General features: G+C 67.8%; 26 protein-coding genes. 20 read left to right on the top strand and 6 right to left on the bottom strand.

What is annotated here, in order from left to right; all coding sequences use genetic code 11:
- Positions 1–121: 121 nt before the first annotated feature.
- The gene (locus ACLJRM_RS16180) at positions 122–742 is read left to right on the top strand and encodes an STAS domain-containing protein (RefSeq protein WP_146044357.1); all 621 of its coding nucleotides are present in this window, start codon (positions 122–124) and stop codon (positions 740–742) included.
- Positions 743–887: 145 nt separating this feature from the next.
- On the opposite strand, the gene ACLJRM_RS16175 is transcribed toward ACLJRM_RS16180, so the two are convergent.
- Entirely contained in the window at positions 888–1352 is a 465-nt protein-coding gene (locus ACLJRM_RS16175) for a DUF4383 domain-containing protein (RefSeq protein WP_101609210.1), read from the bottom strand.
- Positions 1353–1410: 58 nt separating this feature from the next.
- Positions 1411–1701, bottom strand: coding sequence for an iron-sulfur cluster biosynthesis protein (locus ACLJRM_RS16170; protein ID WP_101609209.1), 291 nt, complete (start codon positions 1699–1701; stop codon positions 1411–1413).
- A gap of 394 nt (positions 1702–2095) precedes the next feature.
- On the opposite strand from ACLJRM_RS16170, the gene ACLJRM_RS16165 reads away from it, so the two are divergent.
- The 3 genes from ACLJRM_RS16165 (at position 2096) to ACLJRM_RS16155 (ending at position 4561) form a co-directional block, all read left to right on the top strand.
- Complete coding sequence (locus ACLJRM_RS16165) at positions 2096–2389, top strand: WhiB family transcriptional regulator (RefSeq protein WP_410663550.1); 294 nt, start codon at positions 2096–2098, stop codon at positions 2387–2389.
- 100 nt (positions 2390–2489) lie between these two features.
- Positions 2490–3677, top strand: coding sequence for a zinc-dependent alcohol dehydrogenase (locus ACLJRM_RS16160; RefSeq protein ID WP_410663549.1), 1188 nt, complete (start codon positions 2490–2492; stop codon positions 3675–3677).
- A complete protein-coding gene (locus ACLJRM_RS16155) occupies positions 3674–4561 on the top strand; it encodes an SDR family NAD(P)-dependent oxidoreductase (RefSeq protein ID WP_199193047.1) in 888 nt (295 codons plus the stop codon). The genes ACLJRM_RS16160 and ACLJRM_RS16155 overlap by 4 nt, the downstream gene beginning before the upstream one ends.
- 8 nt (positions 4562–4569) lie before the next feature.
- Here the strand turns inward: ACLJRM_RS16155 and ACLJRM_RS16150 are convergent, their stop codons facing one another.
- Positions 4570–6066, bottom strand: coding sequence for an FAD-dependent oxidoreductase (locus tag ACLJRM_RS16150; RefSeq protein WP_410663419.1), 1497 nt, complete (start codon positions 6064–6066; stop codon positions 4570–4572).
- A gap of 187 nt (positions 6067–6253) precedes the next feature.
- On the opposite strand from ACLJRM_RS16150, the gene ACLJRM_RS16145 reads away from it, so the two are divergent.
- Complete coding sequence (locus ACLJRM_RS16145; protein WP_101609205.1) at positions 6254–6727, top strand: SRPBCC family protein; 474 nt, start codon at positions 6254–6256, stop codon at positions 6725–6727.
- A 162-nt stretch (positions 6728–6889) separates the two neighbouring features.
- Positions 6890–7111 (top strand): hypothetical protein, encoded by a 222-nt coding sequence (locus tag ACLJRM_RS16140; RefSeq protein ID WP_410663418.1) that lies wholly within the window; start codon positions 6890–6892, stop codon positions 7109–7111.
- Between the two features lie 232 nt (positions 7112–7343).
- On the opposite strand, the gene ACLJRM_RS16135 is transcribed toward ACLJRM_RS16140, so the two are convergent.
- Together ACLJRM_RS16135 and ACLJRM_RS16130 are read right to left on the bottom strand one after the other, a co-directional pair.
- The gene (locus ACLJRM_RS16135; RefSeq protein ID WP_101609203.1) at positions 7344–8225 is read right to left on the bottom strand and encodes a manganese catalase family protein; all 882 of its coding nucleotides are present in this window, start codon (positions 8223–8225) and stop codon (positions 7344–7346) included.
- A 176-nt stretch (positions 8226–8401) separates the two neighbouring features.
- Positions 8402–8593 carry a hypothetical protein gene (locus tag ACLJRM_RS16130; protein ID WP_410663417.1) on the bottom strand — a complete coding sequence of 64 codons (192 nt, stop codon included), beginning with the start codon at positions 8591–8593 and terminating at the stop codon, positions 8402–8404.
- A 144-nt stretch (positions 8594–8737) separates the two neighbouring features.
- Between ACLJRM_RS16130 and ACLJRM_RS16125 the strand changes: the two genes are divergently transcribed.
- Both ACLJRM_RS16125 and ACLJRM_RS16120 read left to right on the top strand, forming a co-directional pair.
- Positions 8738–9811, top strand: a complete 1074-nt coding sequence (locus tag ACLJRM_RS16125) for an NAD-dependent epimerase/dehydratase family protein (RefSeq protein ID WP_410663416.1) — start codon at positions 8738–8740, stop codon at positions 9809–9811.
- 24 nt (positions 9812–9835) lie between these two features.
- Positions 9836–11428: a phytoene desaturase family protein gene (locus ACLJRM_RS16120; RefSeq protein WP_410663415.1), complete on the top strand. Its 1593-nt coding sequence runs from the start codon at positions 9836–9838 to the stop codon at positions 11426–11428.
- On the opposite strand, the gene ACLJRM_RS16115 is transcribed toward ACLJRM_RS16120, so the two are convergent.
- A complete protein-coding gene (locus ACLJRM_RS16115) occupies positions 11419–11880 on the bottom strand; it encodes an SRPBCC family protein (RefSeq protein WP_410663414.1) in 462 nt (153 codons plus the stop codon). The two genes, ACLJRM_RS16120 and ACLJRM_RS16115, sit on opposite strands and share 10 nt — an antisense overlap.
- Positions 11881–12055: 175 nt before the next feature.
- Between ACLJRM_RS16115 and ACLJRM_RS16110 the strand changes: the two genes are divergently transcribed.
- The 12 genes from ACLJRM_RS16110 (at position 12056) to ACLJRM_RS16055 (ending at position 22958) form a co-directional block, all read left to right on the top strand.
- Positions 12056–12799 (top strand): GAF and ANTAR domain-containing protein, encoded by a 744-nt coding sequence (locus ACLJRM_RS16110; protein WP_101609198.1) that lies wholly within the window; start codon positions 12056–12058, stop codon positions 12797–12799.
- On the top strand, positions 12789–13565 hold the full coding sequence (locus ACLJRM_RS16105; protein WP_410663413.1) for a GAF and ANTAR domain-containing protein: 777 nt from the start codon (positions 12789–12791) through the stop codon (positions 13563–13565). The genes ACLJRM_RS16110 and ACLJRM_RS16105 overlap by 11 nt, the downstream gene beginning before the upstream one ends.
- 29 nt (positions 13566–13594) lie before the next feature.
- Positions 13595–14380, top strand: a complete 786-nt coding sequence (locus ACLJRM_RS16100) for a GAF and ANTAR domain-containing protein (RefSeq protein WP_101609196.1) — start codon at positions 13595–13597, stop codon at positions 14378–14380.
- A 42-nt stretch (positions 14381–14422) separates the two neighbouring features.
- A complete protein-coding gene (locus ACLJRM_RS16095; protein ID WP_101609195.1) occupies positions 14423–15169 on the top strand; it encodes an ANTAR domain-containing protein in 747 nt (248 codons plus the stop codon).
- Between the two features lie 58 nt (positions 15170–15227).
- On the top strand, positions 15228–15821 hold the full coding sequence (locus ACLJRM_RS16090) for a chemotaxis protein CheB (RefSeq protein ID WP_101609194.1): 594 nt from the start codon (positions 15228–15230) through the stop codon (positions 15819–15821).
- A gap of 290 nt (positions 15822–16111) precedes the next feature.
- On the top strand, positions 16112–16990 hold the full coding sequence (locus ACLJRM_RS16085) for a hypothetical protein (RefSeq protein ID WP_410663412.1): 879 nt from the start codon (positions 16112–16114) through the stop codon (positions 16988–16990).
- Positions 16991–17045: 55 nt separating this feature from the next.
- Positions 17046–18734 (top strand): hypothetical protein, encoded by a 1689-nt coding sequence (locus ACLJRM_RS16080; RefSeq protein ID WP_410663411.1) that lies wholly within the window; start codon positions 17046–17048, stop codon positions 18732–18734.
- Positions 18735–18915: 181 nt separating this feature from the next.
- Entirely contained in the window at positions 18916–19362 is a 447-nt protein-coding gene (locus tag ACLJRM_RS16075) for an anthrone oxygenase family protein (RefSeq protein WP_410663410.1), read from the top strand.
- Positions 19363–19424: 62 nt separating this feature from the next.
- Positions 19425–20369, top strand: coding sequence for a methylenetetrahydrofolate reductase (locus tag ACLJRM_RS16070; RefSeq protein WP_410663409.1), 945 nt, complete (start codon positions 19425–19427; stop codon positions 20367–20369).
- A 91-nt stretch (positions 20370–20460) separates the two neighbouring features.
- A complete protein-coding gene (locus ACLJRM_RS16065; protein WP_410663408.1) occupies positions 20461–20763 on the top strand; it encodes a hypothetical protein in 303 nt (100 codons plus the stop codon).
- A 145-nt stretch (positions 20764–20908) separates the two neighbouring features.
- Positions 20909–21763 carry an aminoglycoside phosphotransferase family protein gene (locus tag ACLJRM_RS16060; protein WP_410663407.1) on the top strand — a complete coding sequence of 285 codons (855 nt, stop codon included), beginning with the start codon at positions 20909–20911 and terminating at the stop codon, positions 21761–21763.
- Between the two features lie 235 nt (positions 21764–21998).
- A complete protein-coding gene (locus tag ACLJRM_RS16055) occupies positions 21999–22958 on the top strand; it encodes an NAD(P)/FAD-dependent oxidoreductase (RefSeq protein ID WP_410663406.1) in 960 nt (319 codons plus the stop codon).
- Positions 22959–23019: the final 61 nt, after the last annotated feature.

Genomic DNA, 23019 nt, shown 5'->3' with positions numbered 1-23019 from the left:
CGGTCGAGCAGCGCTTGGTGGTCCAAGGCTCACCGGAAAACGATGCACGATCGATTCAATATTCAGAAACCCCTGGTGTGGGCACTGTGAGAAGCCCCCAACGGGGTTATGATGAGGGTGCGTGGGGTTCCAGACCCAGCTTCGCGTGATTGACGCCAATGTCCGCCGCCGCACTGTCCGCGCTCTCGCGCCGTGCGGCTTGGCGACGCGCTACCGCGAGGCCGTTGCATGCCGTGCACGTCCCGTCCGGAGGTTCCGTGTCGTCCCGCTTTCCCGGGAGATCCTCATGACCTCTCCATTTCAGCAATCGGCGCGACTCGATCATGAACAAGCCGCCAGGGTTCTCGCGGCCTCGACCTCCGGTGATCGCCTCGGCTTCTACGCTCAGCCCGTCGTATTCCGGCCGACGCAAGTCGTCGAGCACGCTTACTCCGCCGACCTGCTGATCTTCGCCGTGTCCGGCGAGCTGGACGTGATCACCTCCCCGTTGCTGCAACGGAATTTGAACCAGCCTTTGCCCGCCAGTACCGTGATCGACCTGGCCGGGGTCACGTTCCTCGGCGCCGCGGGGCTGCGCGTGCTCGAGACCGCCTCCGCCCGAGCGCGAGCCGAGCGCCGTCGGATCGGTCTGGTCACCGCCAGGTCATCGGTGCTGCGGATTTTGCGGCTGTTCGCCGTCGATGTGCGGATGCCGGTCTATCCGCGGCTAGCGGACGCGGTGCGAGAAATGGCGCGGCACTGACCCGTCCACGATTCCGACATCGCCCGGGCACCGCGATCGGGCGAGTGACCGCGCAATTCCGGCCGGCAGCCGGGTCTGCCGCAGGGTCCCCACCCATCGGCGCGGATCGTCGCGCCGATGAGTGGAGCCGATGGTCCGCCGCGGATCAGACACCGCGTGCCGAGGAATGCGAGCGCGAGGCCGCGGCAGTGAGGGCGCCGAGTGCGATCATGCCGACGCCCAGGCCGAGGTGCAGCCAGTTGTCCGCGGTGTTGACCGGCACGAAGTTCGCGGCAGAGTCGTGGTCGATGACAAGACCGTAAATCCAGAGAAGCAGATAGATCGACCCACCGACGATCAAGTACTGGAACGCCCGGCGCGGTGTCCTCGCCAGGAGCAGGCCTGCGACGCCGAAGAGCAGGTGCACGATGTTGTGCAGCACCGAAACCATGAACAGTCCCAGGAGCATCGCCATCGATTCATGGCCCGCGAAGGAAAGTTGGTCGAAGTCGGTTGTCAGGCCAGGAATGAATCCTCCGATCCCGACTACCAGGAACACGACCCCGACCACAGCGGCGATCAGCTGGCTCGGTGCGCGAGCGGTGGTGGTGGGTGACGAAGTGCGGGTCATGATCTTCCCTCCGTAGAGAATTCTTCTCCTCGCGCTGAAGCGGTCGGAGTCGGTCGACTCAGAGCTCTGACGTGATGAGGAACGTGTAGTGTCCGTTGACGTCTTTGCGGACATCGAGGACTTTGTCGGTAAGACGGACCCTGGTGTCGCGGGCGAGAAAAACCTGGGTGTCCGCGGTCGCGACGATGTCGTCACCCGGGGACGGCCGGGCGGCGACCTCGGCGTCCATCTTCGCCCCGTTTTCGGGAAGGCCGTCCAGAGACAGGCGCAGGCCTCCCTCGGACTGGACCTTCCCTGCCTGCACCAGCTTGGTGATCGCCTCAATGGCGGACTCGGTCACCGTGAACATCAATGATCCCGTCTGTCGTCGGATTCCGAACCGGTGGGGGCGGGCTCAGGATCGTTGTGCTGTTTCATCGAGGTGCCGGAAAGGGATACCGTCCTTGCCGCGGTTTTACACCGTTCTGGCATCGATTGACGGGCGGATACCCCTGAGCGGTGATCTCACACATCGCACCTCTTGTCGTAGTGAATCGCTTGTGCAACGCTGTGATTGGTCGAGCTGTTGATCTCGGCACGCGGCGCGCCGATGGGCGGCCGTGTCCGGTCCGGCTTACGCCACCGCCCCGGTCCATGGCGGCACTCGCCCGGGAAAGCTGTGCCTCGAGGAGGCCGGTCGATATGCATTCGTCTTCGCGAGGTTTCGTCGCGCCAAGAATTTCCTTGTTCTTTCGTGGGTCGTCATGGTCGATGTGAGCCGGTTGCCCCGCCCGATCACGACGATTTGGGATTGGCAGATGGACGCCGCGTGCCGCGAGCTCGACAGCGAGATCTTCTTTCATCCGGAATACGAACGCGGTCAGGCCGTGGATCGCCGCGACAGCCGCGCCAAGGCGGTCTGTTCCCGTTGCCCGGTGATCCGGTCGTGTCGTGCGCATGCCTTGGCAGTACGGGAGCCTTACGGCGTCTGGGGCGGCCTGACGGTCGCTGAACGAGCAGCGGCCCTCAGCCGTCAGCGCGAATCGGTGACAGCCTGATCGCAGACGCGACAGCCTGTTTGGCGCCGGCGGGCGAGGGTATGCCGTCCGTAGCCGGCCTCGTCCGGGGTCGCCTGGAATCACGAACCCGGGAGTCGACATCAAAGCGTTGACATGGCAAGGAAATGAAAAGGTTCAGGTCACCGAGGTGCCGGATCCGCGCATCGAAGAACCGACCGACGCGATCATCAAGGTCACCTCGACCGCGATCTGTGGCTCGGACCTGCACCTCTACGGTGTGCTGGGCCCGTACCTCAAGCCGGGTGACGTACTCGGTCACGAGGCGATGGGCATCGTCGAAGAAGTGGGTTCCGACGCCGCCGGTCATCTGTCGGTGGGGGACCGCGTGGTGGTGCCGTTCAATATCTCGTGCGGTCATTGCTGGATGTGCGGCCGCGGCCTCTTCGCACAGTGCGAAACGACTCAGGTCCGCGATCAGGGCAAAGGCGCGAGCCTCTTCGGGTACACCTCCCTCTACGGCTCCGTCCCGGGTGGACAGGCCGAGTACCTCCGCGTACCGCAGGCCCAGTTCGGGCCGATCGTCGTCCCGGAGGGCACTCCGGACGAGCGGTTCCTGTTCCTGTCCGACATCCTGCCGACCGCTTGGCAGGCCGTCCGCTACGCCGACGTGCCATCCGGCGGAACGGTGGCGGTCCTCGGCCTCGGTCCGGTCGGGCAGTTCGCCGTCCGCATCGCCGCCCACCTCGGGGCCGGCCGGATCATCGGGGTCGACCGGGTGCCCGAACGGCTCGCGCTCGCCGCGCGGTACGGGGCCGAACCCGTCAACCTCGATCACGTCGACGACGTGGCCGCCGCGTTGATCGACCTGGTCGACGGCCGCGGTCCGGACGCCACCATCGACGCCGTCGGGATGGAAGCCCACGGCGGACGACTCGTCGCGGCCGCGCAGAAGGCCATGGGTCTCCTCCCGGACGCGCTCGCCCAGAAGGTGACCGACAAGCTGGCCGTCGACCGGCTCGGCGCTCTGCACGCGGCCGTGAAGGGGGTGCGACGAGGCGGGACGGCGTCGATCTCCGGTGTCTACGGCGGCGAACTCGACGCGATGCCGATGATGGAGATGTTCGACCGGGGCATTCACCTGCGCATGGGCCAGGCCCACGTGCGGAACTGGACCGACGAGATCCTGCCGCTGTTGCTCGACCCGGCCGACCCGCTCGGAGCGCTGGACCTCACCACGCATCACCTTCCCCTCGCCGATGCCGCGAGCGGCTACGAGATGTTCCGGGACAAGCTCGACGGCTGCGTCAAGGTGGTGCTCAACCCTTGACCGGCCGGGTCGTGCTCGTCGTCGGTGCCAGCAGCGGGATCGGGCTGGCGGCGTCGATCGCGTTCGCCGCCCTCGATGACGACCTGGTGCTGGTCTCGCGCAGCGCCGACGCCCTCAAAGCCGCGGAAACGGCTTGCCGGGACGCGGGAAGCGGTGAAGTGGACGCCGTTGTCGAAGACATCGGCGATCCGGCGGCCGCCGGGCGGATCGTCGCGCGGACGCTGGACCGGCACGGGTGCATCGACGTCGTCGTGCACACCGCGACGGTGATGGCCTACGGCACTGTCGAGGCGATGCCGGCGGACGTGTTCACCGCCGTCGTCGACACCGCGGTACACGGCACCGTCCACTTGAGCCGCGCGGTTCTCCCGGTGCTGCGCAGACAACGCACGGGCACGTTCATCGGGGTCAACTCGCTGCTCGGCTCGGTCACCGTCCCGCAGATGGGTGCCTACGCGGCGTCGAAATGGGGACAGCGCGCCGTGCTGCGCACCCTGCAGCAAGAAACGCGGGACGAACCCGGGGTCCACGTCTGCATCGTGAGTCCCGGAAGTATCAACACCCCGATCTACTACCAGGCCGCCAACTACTCCGGCCGGATCGTCCGGCCGCCGTGGCCGGTCCTCGCCCCGGAACGGGTGGCCGCGGCGATCGTCCGGCTGGCCGACCGGCCCCGCAGACACGTGTCCGTGCCGGTCGGGCCGGGGAATCCGATTGTCATCGCCGGATTCCGGCTCCTGCCGCTGCTCTACGACAGGCTGGTCGGCCCTCTGTTCCGGCTGGCCGCGCTCAGCCGCGGACGCTCGGAGCCCACGGTGGGCACCGTGCACCGGCCGGAGCCCGCGCGTGAACGCGTACACGGGCACTGGCCGGAGCCTCACTGAGCGGTGCGTCAGGGATCGCGCCGGGGGAGTGGCTCGACGGCAGGTCCTTCGAGCACCGCGCCGTCGACGTCGAATCGAGAGCCGTGACAGGGGCAGTCCCAGCTGCGTTCGGCTCCGTTGAAGCGCAGAAGGCAACCTAGGTGGGTGCACCGCAACGAGACCGCGTGCAGGGCGCCCGCCTGGTCCCGGTACACGCCCTTCTTGCCGGCTCCGTCACGGCGGACCCGTGCCTCGTCGATCGGGACCTCGGCGGTGTCGTGTTCGTCCACAGGAGACAGCCGGTCTCCGACGAGGTCTTTGGCGGTCTTCGTGTTCTGCCGAACCAGCGCGGGAACGTTCCGGAGACTGAGCCGATGGGGGGAGAAGAGGGCGGCGTGCGGATTTCCGGCGCCGCTGATGCGATCGGCGAGGACCTCGGCGCCGATCGTGGCCATGGCGAGGCCCCATTTGGCGAATCCTGTCGCGACCCACAGTCGCAAAGCGCCCGGCAGATAGGAGCCGACCATGGGTAAGCCGTCGTAGGCGTGCGGATCCTGCGCTGACCAGCGGTGGACTACTTCGGCGACGTCGAAGTACTTCTGGGCGAAGTCGGTGAGGGCGGTATAGCGCTCGAAGTCGATGCCGCGGTCTCCGACCGGATGACTCTGGCCGCCGAGGACGAGGTGTTCACCGTGGCGGCCGAAGGAATACGAAGGACTTCCCGCGCTGATCGACAAGTCTTCAGGCAGGGACTCGCCGTGCAGGCGCATCGCGACGCAATAAGACCTTTCGGCGTCGAGCCGGGCGAAGAACAGGCCGCGATCCAGGATCGGATAATGGGTCGCCACCACGAGATGCTCGGCCCGGACGATTCCACCGGCGGTCCGGGCTTCGAACGGCATGGTGTTGGACACGCTCAGCACCCTGCTGTGTTCGAACAACCGCCCGCCCTCCGCGACGAACGCGGCCGCGAGCCCCCGTAGGTACTTCACCGGATGCAGGACGAGTTGATCGTGCAGGCGGACGGCGCCGTAGGTGGGGAAGGGCAGGTCCAACTCCTCGGCCCACTCCACCGCAAGTCCGGCCTTCTTCGCCGCGTCCGCTTCGGAGCGGACGATGTCGCGTTCGGCCTCGGTCAGGGCGAAGGTCGCCGCCGGAGCGCGCCGCACGTCGCAGTCGAGCGGTTCGGCCAATGTGGACAGGAGTTCCACACCGGCCGTGGCGGCCGACGCGTAGGCGGCCACGGTCGCGGCGCTGTGAGACCTGGTCAAGGTCGAATACCTAGTGGATTGCAGCGCGGTCACCTTCGCGGTGTTGTTGCCGCTCGCCCCGCTACCGACGGTTTCGGCCTCGACGAGTGCGACTTCGAAGCCGCGACGCAGGAGCAGGAGGGCGGTGGTGAGCCCGGCGATCCCGCCTCCGATGACGACCACGTGGCTGGTGTGCCTGCCGGAAAGCGCTTCGGACGTCGTGGCCGGAACGTCTTGCGACCACAATGATGGGTTGACCGTGGGCCGGGTGGACATCGGGGGCACCTTCCTCTCCTGTCCTTCGGCGCATACCCGGCCCGCCGGGATCGAAACGACGCGCCATCGCCCGGCGGCCGGTTCGCTCGAATAGGGATCGGTTTGCCTTTGCGCTGGGCGGGTAGCCAGGAATTGCCCGTGCACTCAGGTGCCGCAAATCGAACCACCACTTCAAGGAGTTGTCGCCGTGAGCGCCATCATCAAGTCCGTCGACGTCGAGGCCACCGTTCCGGCGGTGTACAACCAGTGGACCCAGTTCTCCGACTTCCCCCGGTTCATGGAAGGCGTCGAGCGGATCGAGCAGATCGACGACACGCATACGCACTGGACGACCAGTATCGGCGGCGTGACCCGTGAATTCGACGCGACGATCACGGAGCAGCACCCCGACGAGCGGGTCGCCTGGCAGTCTGCCTCAGGTCCCAATCACGCCGGCGTGGTGACCGTCCATCGCATCGATGACGTCCGTACGCGCGTCACGGTGCAAATGGACATCGATCCCGAGGGATTCGTGGAGAACGTCGCCGACAAGCTCGGCATCATCGACCGCCGCGTCCAAAGCGACCTGGACCGCTTCAAGACGTTCATCGAGAACCGGGACGGTCACGCGACCGGTTCCTGGCGCGGTGACGTCGATCGCGCACCCCAGCAGCCGAGCTGATTTCCGCTTTCGCGGAACCGAAGGCCGCGACGGGCTCCGCTCCGGAGGCCCGTCGCCGCAGAGCGGCCGGTTTCCCTTCGTGAGGGGCCATTCTCGAAGGGAAACCGGCCGCGCGCCTGCTTTCTGGAAGTTCGCCGTATTCCTTGGAAGGAGATGACGGCAATGCCGTCCTTCGAGCACACCGCCGGTGTCATGCTTCCGGCGGACGAGTTGTTCGCGTACCTCGCCGATCCCGAAAACCTGGCTCAGCTGACCGAAGCATTCAGCGTAAGTGGCGTCAAAGTCCCGGTGGAGGCCGAGGGCGAGGCGTGGCTACGAGCCGATCGGCACGCGAAGACCCTGCGCTGGGGTTCACCCGTGAAGGTGATGACCACGGCGGGCTGAGCGTCGAAGAGCGCGGCGCGGGTCAGTGCGAGGTCTCGATACGTTTCCACACCGGACGTGAAGGCGGGCAGAACGTGCAACGCGTCTTGGTCGAGGCCGTCGCCACGCTGACGCAGCGGGCCGCCGCCGAAACAGACCGGCAGGCGGGAGAACATCAGCAGGGCTGGACCTGAGCCCGTCGCCGGTCGTGCCGCGACGGGCCTCTCTCTGTGAGGGGCCCGTCGCGTTGTGATCAGTTCTTGGAATTCTTGGTGATCTTGTTCTTCGCCGACTTGGCTTTGCCCTTCATCGTTCCGACCGCGTCTTGCACCGGCGCGTAGGTCCCGTACAGCGCGGGATCGGGCTTGGGCGCGGTTCCGGGACCTCCGAGCGGTTGGGGATCGATCAGGTATTCGATCTCCTCACCGCGGAAACTCCAGTTCGCCTTGGCACCGGCGGGTCCGTCGGAGAGGTGCCAAACGGTGTTGTTGTGCTCCTGGTCCTCCTCGTCGAACAGCGCGGTGGGCGCGATGTCGCCTTCGAGGCCGTCGGCTTCCAGTTCTTCGATGGCGGCGAGCCATTGTTTCTGGTGCACGGTGTCGCGAGCGAGGTTGAATCGCAACATCGCCTTCACACCGGGATCGTCGGTCATGTTGTACAGACGGGCCGTCTGCAGCCTTCCCTGTGCCTCGGCGGCGGCGTTGGCCCGGAAGTCGGCCAGTAGATTCCCGCTCGCCACGATGTAACCGCCGCTCCACGGCACGCCTTGGCTGTTGCCGAGCATCGCGCCGCCACCGGCGACGATCGCTTGTTGCGGATCCATCCCGCCGAGGATCGCCGCGGTCATCGGATCCTTGGCGGCCTCGGCCATCTCGGTGGCGGGCGCCCCTTCCAGCAGCCGGGCGACCATGGTGGCGAGCATTTCGACATGCCCGATCTCCTCGGTCGCCGTGTCCATGATCAGGTCCTTGTACTTGCCTTCGACCCGGCAGTTCCAGCCTTGGAACAGATACTGCATCGTCACGGTCATCTCACCATAAGCGCCGCCGATGAGTTCTTGCAGCTTCCGGGCATAGAGTGCGTCCGGCTTTTCGGGTTTGGCTTCGAATTGGAGCAATTGACTATGGCGGAACATCGGTGACCTCCAAGAAAGAAACGGATATCGGAGCGAACATCGGCCGGATACCCCAGAGGCGGCCGCTCACACAGAATGGCGAAACTTCGTCTGCGCTCGAATGGATATCGCGTTTTTCCCCGGTGGTGGGCAGGGCAGCCGTCGTTCATGGTCTCCACCACGACCGGTCGCCTGGCTCAAGAAGTCCGTGGCCGTCCGACGGTCAGAACAAGACGGCCGCGCGGGCCACGCAACAGAACCCAGCCGTCGCGGGCGCTCTCGATGTCGTATCCGGTGGCCAGGTACCAGTCCAAGGCCCGTGTCATTCCGGCGCCGGGTTCGACGCGCACTGCCTCGCGAGTGGTCGGATCGCCGGTCTCGATCGTCATGGCCGCTCCCCACTTGGACGGACTCGTGCCGCCGGGGCTGGGGCGAACCTGATGGACCCGAATACCCCGGTGATCAGCAGGCAAACGTCGCGGACGGCCGGAAGAGCGAGGTTTCATCCCCATCCGGCCGGGTAAGCCCCCCTTGTGCGGATTGTGATCACCGGCGCTACCGGTAATGTCGGGACGGCGCTGCTCCACACCTTCGAGTCCGGTGACGACGAGGTGATCGGGGTGGTGCGGAGACTTCCCGACACCACGGCCGAGCCGTACCGCGCGGCGAGCTGGTGCGCGGCGGACCTCGGGGATGACGTCGGCCGAGCGAAGCTGGCGGATGTGGTGCAAGGCGCGGACGCGGTCGTTCATCTCGCCTGGGCGATCTCGCCGGGACGCGACGAGCCGCCGATGTGGCGGACGAACGACCACGGCACCCGCAACGTACTTGCCGCGGTGGCGGCCGGGGTGCCGCGGCTGGTCGTCCTGTCGTCGGTCGCCGCCTACGGGCCGGCCCCGCGGTGGAGCAAGGTGACCGAGGACTGGCCGTGCGACGGAATCGCGACCAGCGCCTACAGCCGTGGCAAGGCCGCACTCGAGAGCCTGCTCGACCGGTTCGAGGAGAATCACCCCGACATCAAAATGGCGCGGTTGCGTCCGTGCGCGATCCTGCAGCGGCGCGCGGCGGGGGAGTTCGAGCGCTGGCTGCTCGGTCCGGCCGTTCCCGCGGGCATCGTGGGCGGGCGGTGGCTCCCGATTCCACTGTGGACGGATTTGCGGGCGCAGGCGGTGCACAGCGCCGATGTCGCCGAAGCCATCCGCCTGGTACTCGCGAGCCGTTTCACCGGAGCGGTCAATCTGGCCGCGCCCGAAGTGCTCGGCGCCGACGCGCTGGCCGGTCTGCTCGGCGGGATCCGTGTCCCGGCACCGCGCTCGGTCGTCCGTCTGGCCGCCTTCGCCGCTTGGCGGACCGGTGCCTTGCCCCTGCACCCCGGCTGGCTGGATCTCGCCGACAACGCGCCGCTCGTGGACACCACGCTCGCCGAGACCGCGCTGGGATGGAAACCCCGCCACGACGCCGCGAGCGTGATCGCCGAACTGGTCGCCGGACTCCGATCGGGCGAGGGCGCGGCGAGCCCGCCGCTCACCCCGCCGCGGGGTGACGGACTTCTGCCCCGGCTCCGTTCGCTCGCCCGGTTGAGGCCCAGCCACCAATCGCAATCCTGACAACCTGATGATCGAGAGGCTCGGATGAGCACGGAAGTCTTCGACGCGGTCGTCATCGGCGCCGGCCACAACGGCCTGGTCGCGGCGAACCTGCTGGCCGACGAGGGCTGGTCGGTCCTGGTGCTGGAACAGGCGGACAAGCCGGGCGGCGCGGTGCGGACCGAAGAAGTCACCGAGCCGGGCTTCCGCAACGACCTCTGCAGCGCCTTCTTCCCGCTCACCGCGGTGTCGCCGGTGATCCGGGGGCTGAATCTGGAGGAGCAAGGCCTGCGGTGGCGGCACGCTCCCGAAGTCCTCGCGCACGTGCTGCCCGACAACAGATGCGCGGTGCTCTCACGGGACATCGAGCGAACGGCGGCGTCGGCCGACGAGTTCGCGTCGGGAGACGGCGCCGCCTGGAAGCGGCTTTTCGCGCAGTGGCAGGACATTCGCGAACCGTTGCTCGACGCCTTGTTCACGCCGTTCCCGCCGGTGCGCCCGGCTCTGCGGCTGCTGCGGCACACGGGGACCGCCGACGCGCTGCGCCTGGCCCGGATGCTCACGTTGCCCGCGCGCCGTTTCGGGGAAGAACTCTTCGAGGGCGAGGGGGCACGGTTGCTGCTGGCCGGGAACGCCGCGCACAGCGACCTTTCCGTCGACAACGCGGGCAGCGCCGTATTCGGCTGGCTGCTCGCGATGATCGGCCAGGACGCCGGATTTCCGGTGCCGGCCGGCGGAGCGGGAGAACTGACCGCGACACTGGTGCGGCGGCTGGTCGCTCGTGGCGGCGAGGTCCGATGTCGTTGTCCTGTCACGGAAGTACTGGTCGCGGGCGGGCGTGCGATGGGGGTGCGCGACAGCGCGGGGGATCCGATCCGGGCACGCAAGGCCGTCCTCGCGGATGTACCGGCGCCGACGTTGTACGGCGAGATGGTCGCTCCGGAATGGCTTCCGTCCCGGCTGCTGGAGGATCTCGGCCGGTTCCAGTGGGACAGCGCCACGGTGAAGGTGGACTGGGCGCTGTCCGGCCCCGTTCCGTGGAAGGCCGAGGGCGCTCGCGGAGCGGGAACGATCCACCTCGGCACCGACCTGGACGGCCTGTCGGTGTTCGGCGGCGACCTCGTTCGCGGCCGGAGCCCGCGCAATCCGTTCCTGTTGTTCGGGCAGATGACGACGAGCGACCCGGACCGGTCACCTCCGGGCACCGAAGCCGCGTGGGCGTACACCCACGTGCCACGCGGGGTCATGGAAAACCGGAAGGCACTGGACCGGCAGGTCGCGAGGATCGAGAAGACGGTCGAGGCGAATGCGCCAGGCTTCCTCGACCTGATCCAGGGCCGGTACGTGCAGGGGCCGCTCGAACTGGCAGGCCACGATCCCGGCCTGGTGGGTGGCGCGATCAACGGCGGCACCACGGCCATCCACCAGCAGTTGTTCTTCCGCCCGGTCCCGGGCCTCGGCCGCGCGGACACCCCGGTGGACCGCCTGTTCCTGGCGGGATCCGCCGCCCATCCGGGAGGTGCGGTCCACGGCGGCCCCGGAGCCAACGCGGCCCGCGCCGCGCTGGCGCGGGCCGGTCGGCTCGGCGGTGGCTATGCGGCGGTGATCCGCGCCGCGAACCGGGCGGTCTACGACTGAGCGGCCTTCCGGTTCGCGTGCTTCCCGGTCACCAGATCGGCCAGCCGCGCGAGGGCTTCGGTGTTGCGGGGCTTGGCGACGAGCGCCTGGACCGCCTCCGGCAGGAACTTGCCAGGACCTCGAGTGACCTCCTCCGCCATCCGGACCTCGGTCTTGCCTTCGCCATGAGGGAGAAGGGTGAGCCTGACCTCCGCGGCGCCCAATGGCCAGCCCCTGGCCTCGAGCGAAAGGAACGTGCCGGGTTCGACGGCCTTCACCACGGTGACGTCCTGGATGTGCAGTGGCCACGGCCCGACGCTGTGATGGATCCGCGACCCGACGGCGGGCCAGTCCTCGTCGACGTCACGGATATGGGAACTGCCGACCACCCAGCCCGCGTATTGCCAGCCGTCGGCGAGCACGACGAAGACGACGTCCGGTGGTACATCGATGATGCGGCTGACCTCGATCACGGTGTCCTCCTGTTTCGGGGGTGGCAGAGCCCGAGTACCCCGCCGACGCGGCTTGAAGCCTTGGCGGGAACCGGCTGGGTTCGGTGGTCCTTTTGCGAGAAGCCTCCGAACGGCCGCGTGGGTGTGAGAGCCGTACGCTCCGGGTATCCACAGGGTCTAGCGCCAGGGAGGACCGATGGTGGAGAACCGGCGTCAGCGGCTGCAAGCGCTGCTGGCCGCCGACCGTGCCGCCAAGCCTGCTTCGGTGGTGAGCCTGGCGTGCGGTCGTTGTGTGGTGGAGTTGTCCGTCACCGGCGCTGGGGCGACCGTGCTGGCCGAGATGCCCACTGGAAACGGCAATGGCGACAGGCGTCAGAGCCGTGGTCTGGTGCATGCGACGAATCCGGTGAGCGCCGGGCTGGAAGATCTACAGCTCACTGTCGGAGAAGGGCCGTGCCTGGACGCCTTCGCGACCGGCGGACCCGTGCTGGTCGCCGATCTGGCGGCGGAGCTGGCGCGGTGGCCCGCGTTCACGCCCGCCGCGTGCGAGCTGGGCGCGGCGGCGGTGTTCTCCTTCCCGTTGCAGGTCGGGGTGGCGCGGCTGGGATCGCTGGATCTCTATCGCGACACGGCCGGCCCCCTCACCCGGGTCGAACTGGCCGACGCGCTGATCCTGAGCGACCTGGCCACCCAAGGGGTCGTGGACGACCTGGACGGTCACAGCGTCGACGATGTGAGCTGGCTGGCGGATCCGCACGTCCAGGTGCATCAGGCAGCGGGGATGGTGCAGGTCCAGCTGGGTTCGACCACGGAGGTGGCGTTGATGCGACTCCGCGGCTATGCCTTCACCCACGGCGTTCCCCTGGCCGATGTCGCCCAACAGGTCGTCGAGCGTTCCCTGCGCTTCACCGATACCGAGGACGGCAACAATGCCCACTGAGGGAGAGTCCCACGAGATGACCACCGACCGGGAGCAAAAAGTCGCCGACACGTTCGTGTCGTTGGCGGACACATTGGTCGCGGACTTCGATGTGCTCGATTTCCTCGGTCTGCTCACCGAACGGGCCGTCGACTTGCTCAACGTCGACGCCGCCGCGGTGATCCTGTCCGATCAGCGAGGCGGATGGCGGCCCACGGCCGGGTCGTCCGAACAGGCCGAGCTGATCGAGGTCTTCGCCGCGCAAACCCAGCAGGGCCCTTGTCTGGACTGCGTTGACAGCGGCGTGATGGTGGCCTCTGCCGATCTCTCCGCCGACCTCGAACGATGGCCCGATTTCGCGCCGGCGGCGGTCAACGCGGGCTTCCGTGCGGCGTGTGCGGTGCCGATGCGGCTCCGTGACGACGTCATCGGCGCCTTGACGCTGCTGGGCACCAAACCGGTAGCCATCGACGACACCAGTGTCGCCTTGGGACAGTCGCTCGCCGACATCGCCACCATCGGGATCCTGCAGCATCGCGCGATCCGGCACGACGAGATCGTGTCCGAGCAGTTGCAAGCGGCCTTGCATCACCGCACCGTCGTCGAGCAGGCCAAGGGTGTTCTGGCCGAAGCCGGCGGGTTGGACATGCACCAGGCGTACCTCGCGCTGCGCGGCTACGCCCACGCGCACCGCCGCCGGTTGTCCGATATCGCGCGAGATGTGGCGACCATGGCCCTGGATCCGCACACCCTGCTGACCGCCCCGACCGATGTCTCCCGGTCGTGACCCCGTGAAAAGACAGAGGAGCGCAGCTCATGTCCCAGACCCCGGACTCGGTGCAGCAAACGTCGCATGACCGGGAGCGACAGGTGTCCCGCACGTTCGTCAGCCTCGCCGACACCCTCGTGGCCGACTTCGACATCGCCGACTTCCTGAGCATGCTCACCGAGCAATGCGTCGACCTGCTCGGTGTTTCCGCGGCCGGAGTGATCCTGCTCGATTCCAACGGGGGCTTGCAGGTCGCGGCCACCTCCTCGCAGCGAGCCGAGTTGCTGGGGCTGTTCGCGGTGCAGACCGATGACGGGCCGTGCATCGACTGCGTCCGCAGCGGCGCCCCGGTGTCCAGCGCGGACCTGTCTGCCGAGGCACACCGCTGGCCGAGGTTCACCGCCGCGGCCGCGGAGTGCGGGTTCCGCGCCGCCCATGCCCTGCCGATGCGGCTGCGAGACCAGGTCGTCGGCGTCATGACGCTCTTGGACACCGGTATCGGCGGCCCGGATCGCGACGACATCGAACTCGGGCAGGCCCTGGCCGACGTCGCCACCATCGGCATCCTGCAGCAGCGCAGCATCGAACGCGGGGACCAGCTCACCGGGCAGTTGCAAACCGCGCTGGACAGCCGTGTCGTGATCGAACAGGCCAAGGGTGTGCTCGCCGAGCACGGTCAGGTCTCGATGGACGAGGCCTTCACCCGGCTACGCGGCTATGCCCGCACTCACCACCACCGGCTCACCGAACTCGCCCACGCCGTCGCAGGGGGCACCGCGGACCTGACCGCGATCTTGAAGCACCCGCAACCCCGTCGAAGCTCACTGCCGTAGGACGGATCACCACGCCGCCGAGTTGCGGGACAGGGAGGGATCATGACGCAGACCGATGACACGGCGACCGCGTTGCGGGAGCTGACCGAGACCCTCACCACCAACGAATCCGTACCCGCCGTGCTCCAGCGAGTCTGCATGTGGGTGGTCTCGTTGGTGCCCGACGCCACCGCCGCGTCGGTGACGCTGATCGAGAACGGCCGGCCGCGCACGATCGCCACCACCGACGAACGCATCATGGATCTCGACCGTGCCCAGTACGACGCCGACGACGGGCCTTGCCTGCACGCCCTGCGCACCGTGACCACCGTCCGTGCCGACGCCCCCGAAGCCACGCGCCGGTGGCCAGAGTTCGCCGACGCCGCCGCCTCGGCCGGAATCGTGACTGTCCTGGCGTGTGCGCTGGTGCTGCCCGACGCCGGGTCCACGGCGTCTTCAGTGGATTCCGTCGCCACCATGGCGGGCGCGGTGAACGTCTGGAGCGATCAGCAGGGGGCGTTCGACCCGGTCGAAGCCGCGCTCGTCACCATGTTCACCGGCGCGGTCTCCGCGGTCGTGCTGACCGCGCGCCGCTGGGAACGTGCCGCGATCCTGGCCGAAAACCTACAGACTGCGCTGACCACCCGCGACGTCATCGCCACGGCCAAAGGCATCGTGATGGCCCGACGCGAAGTCGACGCCGACGAGGCCTTCGCCTGGATCATCGATCTCTCACAACGCACGAACCGCAAGATCCGCGACCTGGCCGCCGTCCTCGTCGAGGACCCGACCCTCGTCGAGCTCGCGTAGCCGGACGCGGCCCTCGCGATGATCTTCCAACCCGCCTGACAGGTGAGGATGATGGGCGATGGGCACAGCTGATCCTTACGCGTTGCGGTTCCCGGTCATCGCGCTGGTGACCTCCATTGGCGGGATCGACGCCCTCACCCGGGTCCTTGGCCCACTCTCGGCCGATCTGCCCGCCGCCGTGATCGTCGCGCAGCATCTGAGCCCCGATCGGACCAGCCACTTGACTGACATCCTCCGGAATCGGACGGCGTTACGTGTGCAGCACGCCGTCGATGGCGACGAGCTGATTCCCGGCACGGTGCTCGTGGCCCCCGCGGCACGACATCTGCTGGTGACCCCCGATGCGCGGATCGGGCTGCTCGACACCGGAGCTCTGCCTCCGGCCCGCCCGTCGGCCGACCTCCTGCTGGCCACCCTCGCTGTTACCTGTGGCCCCCGTGCGCTGGCCGTGGTGCTTACCGGAAGCGGCACCGACGCCCAGGCCGGGGTCCGTGCCATCTCTCACTGCGGAGGTACGGTGTTCGCCCAGAACGAAGCCTCGTCCGAAAGTTTCGGCATGCCCGGCGCCGCGATCGCCACCGGTCTGGTTCGCGATGTGCTGGCCCTGTCCGATATCGCCGCCGCCATTCAGGCACACGTCCGCACACCCTGACCGGCTTGTGGCCGCGACGAAATCCTCGTCGGCGACGCTCCTGAACGGCAACCTTGCTTTCACTGTGTGGCGGCCCGCCGTTCCCTGGTCACTCTGCGCTGCCTCGCGATGCCTCTTCGTGGAAAAGTGTGCCGAAACGCTGAAGAATTCAGCAGCGTACCCGCTACCTGGCGGTAGAAAACCCTTGCGCAGCAATTAAAAAAGGTTGTTCATCCCCCAATCTGGTGACACCCCTCGGAACGAAAACCCCATGACAGGTGAAGTTCCGACCAGGAAGGGGGGTGAAATGGATGAATACTTCCCAGTCGCGAGCCCTGCCCGGTGACGACATCATTGTCCTGAGGCAAGTGCTCGTGGTGATAGGCGCGTTGTTCGGTCTCGCTCTCCTGGCGATCCTGTTGTCCGGGACGGCGAACGCGTCGGACCGGTCTCCGGAACCCGGCGGCCCAGGTCTGCTCGGTGACGTCGTGGGCGCGGGTACCAAATCCGCGATGCCGCTCCTCGAATCGGTTGCGAAACCCGTTCATCGGGTGGCGTCGGAGGTGGCGCCCGTGGTGGAGCAGGTGACAAAGCCGGTCGAGCCGGTGTTGTCGCAGGTGGTACGACCGGTCGCGAGGGTTGCCGGGCCGGTCGCACGGCCAGTGCTCGATTCGCTGGCTCCGGTCACCGAACCGGTTGCCCACGCGGTGGGAGCGGAACGGCTGGTCACGGCTCTGGACGGTGAACCGTCCAGGTCGGAGCAGCCGGCTGTAGCCGAGTCGGCGTCGCGCAGCGACGTCAGCGCGGGTTCGGCACCCGCGCCCGCAATCGAAGTCCACAGTGGACTTGTCTGGGGTGCGGATTCGGCCTGGGCCAGCGCCGCAGAGCGCGGACAGTCGGTTCCAGGGCGCGAACGGCCGGTTTCTCCGGAGACGACTCATCCCGGTGAAGCGTCTGTGGTCAAGGTTCCTGGCCCGCCCAGTGGTGGCCCCGTCTTGCCGGGCGGGCCGAGTTCCGTCGGCGTCGGTGGTTCGATGTCGGCGAGTTCGGGCGGATCGCACGGCGGTGAGTACGCGGTGACCGAGACCGGTACGGGCATGCCCGGAACGGATCGGGCGTGGCGAGCACCACCGGACGACCGGAGATCCGTCCCGTGGCCGGACGAGTACGGCCACGACCATCCCAGTTGACGAACCCTTTCCACCCTCAACTCCACATTGGACAGAAGGTAAGGAAAGGGAAGTCATGCACAAGTACGTGCGACGCGGATTGACCGCCGCAGTGCTGTCCGGCGGGTTCGTCCTGCTGGGCACCGCGGTGGCGAGCGCGGACACCGGGAATTCGAACCCGCTCGGCGGGCTCGGTGACACAGTGCACTCGGTGGTGGCCGGCACCTCGTCGGCGACCGCCCACGGTGGCAACGGAGGCGACTCCGGCAAGGCCGGGAACGCCTTCAGCAAGAACAACGCCGTCAGCGGAAAGTCCGGTGACTCCGGGAATTCGGGCTCGACCGGGCACAACAGCGCCTACGGGATCTGTGTGCTGGCCAGTTGCTCGACTTCGGTGTCCTCGGGCGACTCCGGCAACACCGGATCCACCGGTGCGACCGGAAACGCCGCCAACACCAGTGACACCACCGGGGGCAACTCCGGTTCCGCGGGCAAGGGCGGCGACGCCACCGCCGGTTCGAACGGTCACGACACCGCGGACTCGCGGGGCGCCCGCGGCGGAAAGACCGGTGTGCTCGGCACGGTGACCGGGACCGCGAAGGGCGGCAACGGTGGTGACTCCGGCGATGCCGGAAACGCCTCCAGCAAGAACAACGCCGTCAGTGGAAACTCCGGTGACTCGGGCAACTCGGGCTCGACCGGCGGGAACAGCGCCTACGGGCTCTGCGTGCTCGCCCGGTGCGAGACCACGGTGACCTCGGGCGACTCCGGAGACACCGGCGGCACCGGCGCCACCGGTGACGCGCACAACTCCAGCACCACCACCGGCGGCAACTCCGGTCCGGCAGGCAACGGTGGCGACGCCACCACCGCCGTGTCCGGCCAGAACTCCGCCACGAACAACGGTGGCTGGAACCGTCGCCACGGAAACGGTGACACCGGTGTGCTCGGCATCGTGACCGGGACCGCGAAGGGCGGCAACGGTGGTGACTCCGGCGATGCCGGAAACGCCTCCAGCAAGAACAACGCCGTCAGCGGCAACTCCGGCGACTCGGGCAACTCCGGCTCGACCGGTGGCAACACCGCGCTGACGGGGACGATCGGAGGCCGGGACTTCGGCCACGGTGGCTGGAAGCACCACGGCTCGAAGCACGAAGGTGACCACTCGAGCACGACGGTCACCTCGGGTGACTCGGGCAGCACCGGCGCCACCGGTGCGACCGGGGACGCGGTGAACCACAGTGCCACCGTCGGCGGCGACTCCGGTCCGGCGGGTCACGGCGGCGACGCCGCGGTCCTCACGTCGGGTCGCAATTCCGCGATGAACCACGATGGTGGGCACAAGTCGCGTCACCATCAGGGTGGCAAGACCGGTGTCCTCGGAGTTGTCTTCGGAAATGCCAAGGGCGGCAACGGTGGTGACTCCGGCGATGCCGGGAACGCCACCAGCGGGAACAACGCCGTCACCGGTGACTCCGGTGACTCCGGGAACTCGGGCTCGACCGGCGGCAACACCGCCGTCGAGGCCACCCGGGGCCAGGACCAGGGCCGTCACCACGGTGGCTGGAAGCACGAAGGTGACCGCTCGAACATCACGGTCACCTCGGGCGACTCCGGTTCGACCGGGGACACCGGTGCGACCGGTGACGCTGTCAACCACAGCACCACCACCGGCGGGAACTCCGGCCCGGCAGGCGACGGCGGCGACGCCGATGTCCACGCCGACGGCTGGAACAACGCCGGACGCCACCTGAGCACCGTCTGACGGGCAAGGGACAGAACACGAGCGGGGGCACCGGAATCCGGTGCCCCCGCTCCTCGTACCCGGCTTCCACGCCGACGAACAGGAGACTCGACAACGAAGACCTAGCGTTGCTAGACAATCTAGCGTCGCTAGGCTAACGTTCCTCTCGTCCTAGCAACGCTAGATTTCAGGAGAGAGAGTCATGTTCACGGCACTTGAGATCGTCACCACCGTGATCGTCGGCCTGATGGTGGGCGTGGAGTTTTCCGTCGCGTTCGTCATCAACCCGATCCTCAACGCCCTTCCCGATGACAGCTTGGTGCGCGGCCGTGCCCACGGGGGCCGGATGCTCGGCGCCGTCATGCCGGTCTGGTACATCGGTTCGCTCATCCTCGTCGCGGTCTGGGCGATCGCCGGATGGCGGCACCCCGGAGCAGGACTCGTCGTCGCCGCCGGCGCGCTGCTGATCGTGAGCGTGGTCATGTCGCTCCTGCTGCTCGTCCCGATCAACAACCGGGGCAAGACGTGGACCGCCGAGAACCGGCCCGCCGACTGGAAGCAGCAGATGAACCGCTGGGACCGCTTCCACTACATCCGCGTCGCCGTCATCATCGCCGCCTTCGCCCTGCTGGTCACCGCTCTTGCCTGAGCTTCGCTGATGCCGCCGACGCGCGCCTACCGCCCGGCGGGCGAACTGCTAACTTCCGCGTCATGGTGGACCACAGCGACAGCACGGCTTTCCGGGCGCTGGTGACCGGCGCCGAGAGCGGCATTCTCCTGTTCGGCATCACGCCGCCCCGCCTGAGCACCGCTCCGGAGCGGATCCGGGAGATCACCGCGGCCACCCTGGGACGCTTGGCCGCTCTCGATGTGGACGGTCTGGCGCTCTACGACATCGACGACGAAAGTGACCGCAATCCGGCGGAGCGGCCGTTTCCCTACCTGCCGACCATGGATCCCGCCGTCTACCATTCGGAATACTTCGACGGGTGGAACCGCCCCGCGATCGTCTACCGGTGTGTCGGCAAGTACGCCGAGGCCGAACTGCGGACCTGGCTGCGGACCGCGGATCCGGAGCGCGTGCACGGTGTCTTCGTCGGTGCGTCCTCGACGGACAAGCCGGTGCTGACCAGCTTGTCCGAGGCGCAGGACCTGCGCCGGGACATCCGTCCGGACATGCTGCTCGGCGGCGTCGCCATCACCGAGCGCCCCGAGGAGCACCTGCGGCTGATCGCCAAGCAGGAGGCGGGATGTTCGTACTTCATCTCGCAGGTCGTCTACAACGCTGACGCGGCGAAGAGCATGGTTTCGGACTACTTCTACGCCTGCCTCGAGAGGCGACTCACGCCCAAGCCCGTCCTCTTCACTCTCTCGGTCTGCGGGTCGATGAAGACGCTGTCGTTCCTCAAGTGGCTCGGCGTCGATGTCCCGCGCTGGCTCGAGAACTCCCTGCGCCACGCGGACGACACGCTGGCCGAATCGTACGAACACTGTGTGGCGACCGCGCGGGACTTGGTCGCCTTCTGCCGCAAGCTCGGCATGCCGTTCGGCTTCCTCGTCGAAAGCGTGTCCATCCGCAGGGTCGAGATCGAGGCATCGATCGCCCTCGCAGACGAACTGAGCCGGCTGCTCGAACGTGGCCGGCCATCCGAGTAAGCCGTGCGGGAACACGCATGTGCCCGCCGCGCTCGGCGTACGAACGTGTGCTGCTTGACTTGTGTGTGTGACAACGAGGTGGGGGCGTGCGGTGGCTGCCGTGTCGGCCGGTGTGCTGGTGTTGCCGGTGTCGTCGTGCTCGATGATGAGCGAAGAACAGAAAGTGGAGGAGCTGCGCAGGGCAGGTGAGCGAGGCGCCGAGGCGCACTTCGCACTGCTTGCCGAGTACAAGCTTCCCACGCCAGACGAGTGTTTGAACAACTACAGCCGCTTCACCGAGGGTGGCGCGCCGTGGGATGAGCCGTACAGCGCCACACCGGATTGGATCTCGCTGCATGGGGGGTACTTCGTGGACAGTTGCGTGGCGGGGAAACCGCGGGTCCCGAACAAGTGATCCGAGGTTCGCGTCGGCGGGGTCGACGTAGCAGGTCGCTCGATATTCAGGATGTCACGGGGCGGTGATTTCGGTGCCGGAGTTGTCCGAGAAGGCCCTGCGCTGGGTGACTGAGGCGGTGGGAGGCGGCGCTCGAGTGGCCACGGTGGCCGGCTTGCGAGAGGGAGCCAATCCGTGGTTGCTGAGGTTCGAACCGGCCGGTCGCGTCGAGGCGGCCGTGCTGCGACTCGGGGACCCCGCTGATCCCGAGCACTGCCAGCGGTTCGCGACCGAGACCGCGGCACTGCGAGTCGCCGGTGAACACCAGTTGCCCGCGGCCAGGCTGATCGCCACAGATCTCGACGGTTCCGCGGCGGGCGTCCTGGCTGTGCTGACCACCGTGCTGCCCGGGCACAGCCGGATCCCGTCGGTCGCCTCTGCCGAGCGGCTGCAGGGCCTGGGGGCCACAGCGGCCGCACTGCAGGCGGTCCCGCTGGTGCCCCGGGCTGCTCTGCCGCTGCGGGCCCGCTCGATCGCGGATGTGGACTTCGCGGCTCAACGCCGGGAAAAGGGCACCACTGCGTTGCTGACGGCTGCGGAAGAATGTCTGAACCAGCTCCCGGTACCCGCGGGCCCGACTGTCTTCGTGCACGGTGACCTGTGGTTCGGGAATACCCTGTGGTCCGGTGACCGCTGCACCGGCTTGGTCGATTGGGACTGCGCCGGTGCCGGATCGCCGGGAATCGACCTCGGTGGGGCGCGCTTCGACGCGGCGTTGATGTTCGGGCTCCCCGCCGCCGAGCAGGTGCTGGAGGGCTGGCAGCGTGCTGCCGGCCGACGAGCCGAGAGGGTCGCCTACTGGGACGTCGTGGCGGCGTCAGGCACCCTGGCCGACATGGCGTTCTGCGTTCCGGCGGTCCGCGACCAGGGCAGGCCAGACCTCGATGCGGGCGTTCTCGGGCAACGGCGGGATGCATTCCTCAGCACCGCACTGAGCCGGCTCGACGCCCACGGTCGCTAGCCGGTCACCAGTGACCCCAGCATCGTCGGTAGTCCGCCTGGCCGCACGGGCACGACGTTGTGGCCAGATCAGTGCTCCGTCGTCGCGGATCGTGGGTTCACCTGGCTGTGTCGGGGTTTCGAGTGTGGCTGTCACTGGCGGCGAACAAGCACGCCACCTGCGCGAAGGTCGATGCAGCTTGCCGTTCCGGCAAGGAAAGTTGCGGCAGAAAACTGGCCGCTGCACCGTTGCCCGCATGAGCACTCACGACGTAGTCATCATCGGTGGCGGACCAGCGGGCCTGGCGGCGGCTGTGACGTTGGGCCGTGCCCGGCGTGACGTACTGGTCATCGACGCAGGCACGCCCCGCAACGCGCCTGCCACCCAGGTCCACAGCTATCTCGGACGCGAAGGTGTCGATCCGCACGAACTGCTGGCCATCGGCCGATCGGAGGTCGAGCAGTACGGCGGCACCGTCCGCGACGACACCGTGATCGGCGTGGAGCGTGTCAGCGAGGATGCCCTGCGGATCACCCTTGCCGACGAGAGCACTGTTGACGCGAGGCGGGTACTGGTGGCCACTGGTGTCGTCGACGAGCTGCCCGACATTCCCGGCGTCGCCGACCGCTGGGGCGTGGACGTGCTGCACTGTGCCTACTGCCACGGCTACGAGGTCCGAGACAAGGCAATCGGGCTGATCGCCAGCGGCGTCGCCTCCCTCCACCAGGCGCAACTGTGGCGTCAGTGGAGCGAGAAGGTCACCCTGTTCACCAACGAGTCCGTGGAACTGACCGCGCCGCAACGCACCGAGCTCGCCGCGCGCCAGATCAGCGTGGTGCCCGGCCGGGTCACCGGCGTCGAGGTCACCGACGACGCACTCAGCGGCGTCCGGGTCGGTGACAGCGTGACCGAAGTCCAGGCCGTCGTCGTCTTCCCCGTGTCGGCGGCCAAAGTCGACACTCTGCTCGCAGACCTGGGCCTGACGGCCGAGGTCAAGGACATGGACGGCCAGCTCATCGGCGAGACCCTGCCCGCCGACCCCCAGACGGGAGCGACCTCTGTTCCCGGGGTGTGGGCGGCCGGCAACGTGCGAGGACACCGGGCGCAGGTCATCGACGCCGCCGCACAGGGTGGGCTGACCGGGGCAATGATGAACATCGACCTGGTCACCGAGGACGTGCACCGCGCCGTCGCGGCACATCCCGCCACGCTCTGAACTTCTCGTGAGTCCAGCCTGCGGAAGTTCGATGAGCGCCGACACGAGGTGAAGTCCTGAC

Origin of the sequence: Amycolatopsis sp. lyj-84 (assembly GCF_046549075.1) — a bacterium.
In the GTDB taxonomy this organism is placed as follows: domain Bacteria; phylum Actinomycetota; class Actinomycetes; order Mycobacteriales; family Pseudonocardiaceae; genus Amycolatopsis.
This window is presented reverse-complemented; position numbering and strand designations above follow the sequence as displayed.

What these genes read in the sequence shown, in the direction of transcription:
- ACLJRM_RS16090 (WP_101609194.1), top strand. Translation starts at nt 15,228, where the DNA reads ATGGGCACAGCTGATCCTTACGCGTTGCGGTTCCCGGTCATCGCGCTG.
- ACLJRM_RS16150 (WP_410663419.1), bottom strand. Translation starts at nt 6,066, where the DNA reads ATGTCCACCCGGCCCACGGTCAACCCATCATTGTGGTCGCAAGACGTT.
- ACLJRM_RS16100 (WP_101609196.1), top strand. Translation starts at nt 13,595, where the DNA reads ATGTCCCAGACCCCGGACTCGGTGCAGCAAACGTCGCATGACCGGGAG.
- ACLJRM_RS16175 (WP_101609210.1), bottom strand. Translation starts at nt 1,352, where the DNA reads ATGACCCGCACTTCGTCACCCACCACCACCGCTCGCGCACCGAGCCAG.
- ACLJRM_RS16140 (WP_410663418.1), top strand. Translation starts at nt 6,890, where the DNA reads ATGCCGTCCTTCGAGCACACCGCCGGTGTCATGCTTCCGGCGGACGAG.
- ACLJRM_RS16080 (WP_410663411.1), top strand. Translation starts at nt 17,046, where the DNA reads ATGCACAAGTACGTGCGACGCGGATTGACCGCCGCAGTGCTGTCCGGC.
- ACLJRM_RS16165 (WP_410663550.1), top strand. Translation starts at nt 2,096, where the DNA reads ATGGTCGATGTGAGCCGGTTGCCCCGCCCGATCACGACGATTTGGGAT.
- ACLJRM_RS16075 (WP_410663410.1), top strand. Translation starts at nt 18,916, where the DNA reads ATGTTCACGGCACTTGAGATCGTCACCACCGTGATCGTCGGCCTGATG.
- ACLJRM_RS16135 (WP_101609203.1), bottom strand. Translation starts at nt 8,225, where the DNA reads ATGTTCCGCCATAGTCAATTGCTCCAATTCGAAGCCAAACCCGAAAAG.
- ACLJRM_RS16085 (WP_410663412.1), top strand. Translation starts at nt 16,112, where the DNA reads ATGAATACTTCCCAGTCGCGAGCCCTGCCCGGTGACGACATCATTGTC.
- ACLJRM_RS16105 (WP_410663413.1), top strand. Translation starts at nt 12,789, where the DNA reads ATGCCCACTGAGGGAGAGTCCCACGAGATGACCACCGACCGGGAGCAA.
- ACLJRM_RS16110 (WP_101609198.1), top strand. Translation starts at nt 12,056, where the DNA reads ATGGTGGAGAACCGGCGTCAGCGGCTGCAAGCGCTGCTGGCCGCCGAC.
- ACLJRM_RS16055 (WP_410663406.1), top strand. Translation starts at nt 21,999, where the DNA reads ATGAGCACTCACGACGTAGTCATCATCGGTGGCGGACCAGCGGGCCTG.
- ACLJRM_RS16070 (WP_410663409.1), top strand. Translation starts at nt 19,425, where the DNA reads ATGGTGGACCACAGCGACAGCACGGCTTTCCGGGCGCTGGTGACCGGC.
- ACLJRM_RS16170 (WP_101609209.1), bottom strand. Translation starts at nt 1,701, where the DNA reads ATGTTCACGGTGACCGAGTCCGCCATTGAGGCGATCACCAAGCTGGTG.
- ACLJRM_RS16120 (WP_410663415.1), top strand. Translation starts at nt 9,836, where the DNA reads ATGAGCACGGAAGTCTTCGACGCGGTCGTCATCGGCGCCGGCCACAAC.
- ACLJRM_RS16095 (WP_101609195.1), top strand. Translation starts at nt 14,423, where the DNA reads ATGACGCAGACCGATGACACGGCGACCGCGTTGCGGGAGCTGACCGAG.
- ACLJRM_RS16130 (WP_410663417.1), bottom strand. Translation starts at nt 8,593, where the DNA reads ATGACGATCGAGACCGGCGATCCGACCACTCGCGAGGCAGTGCGCGTC.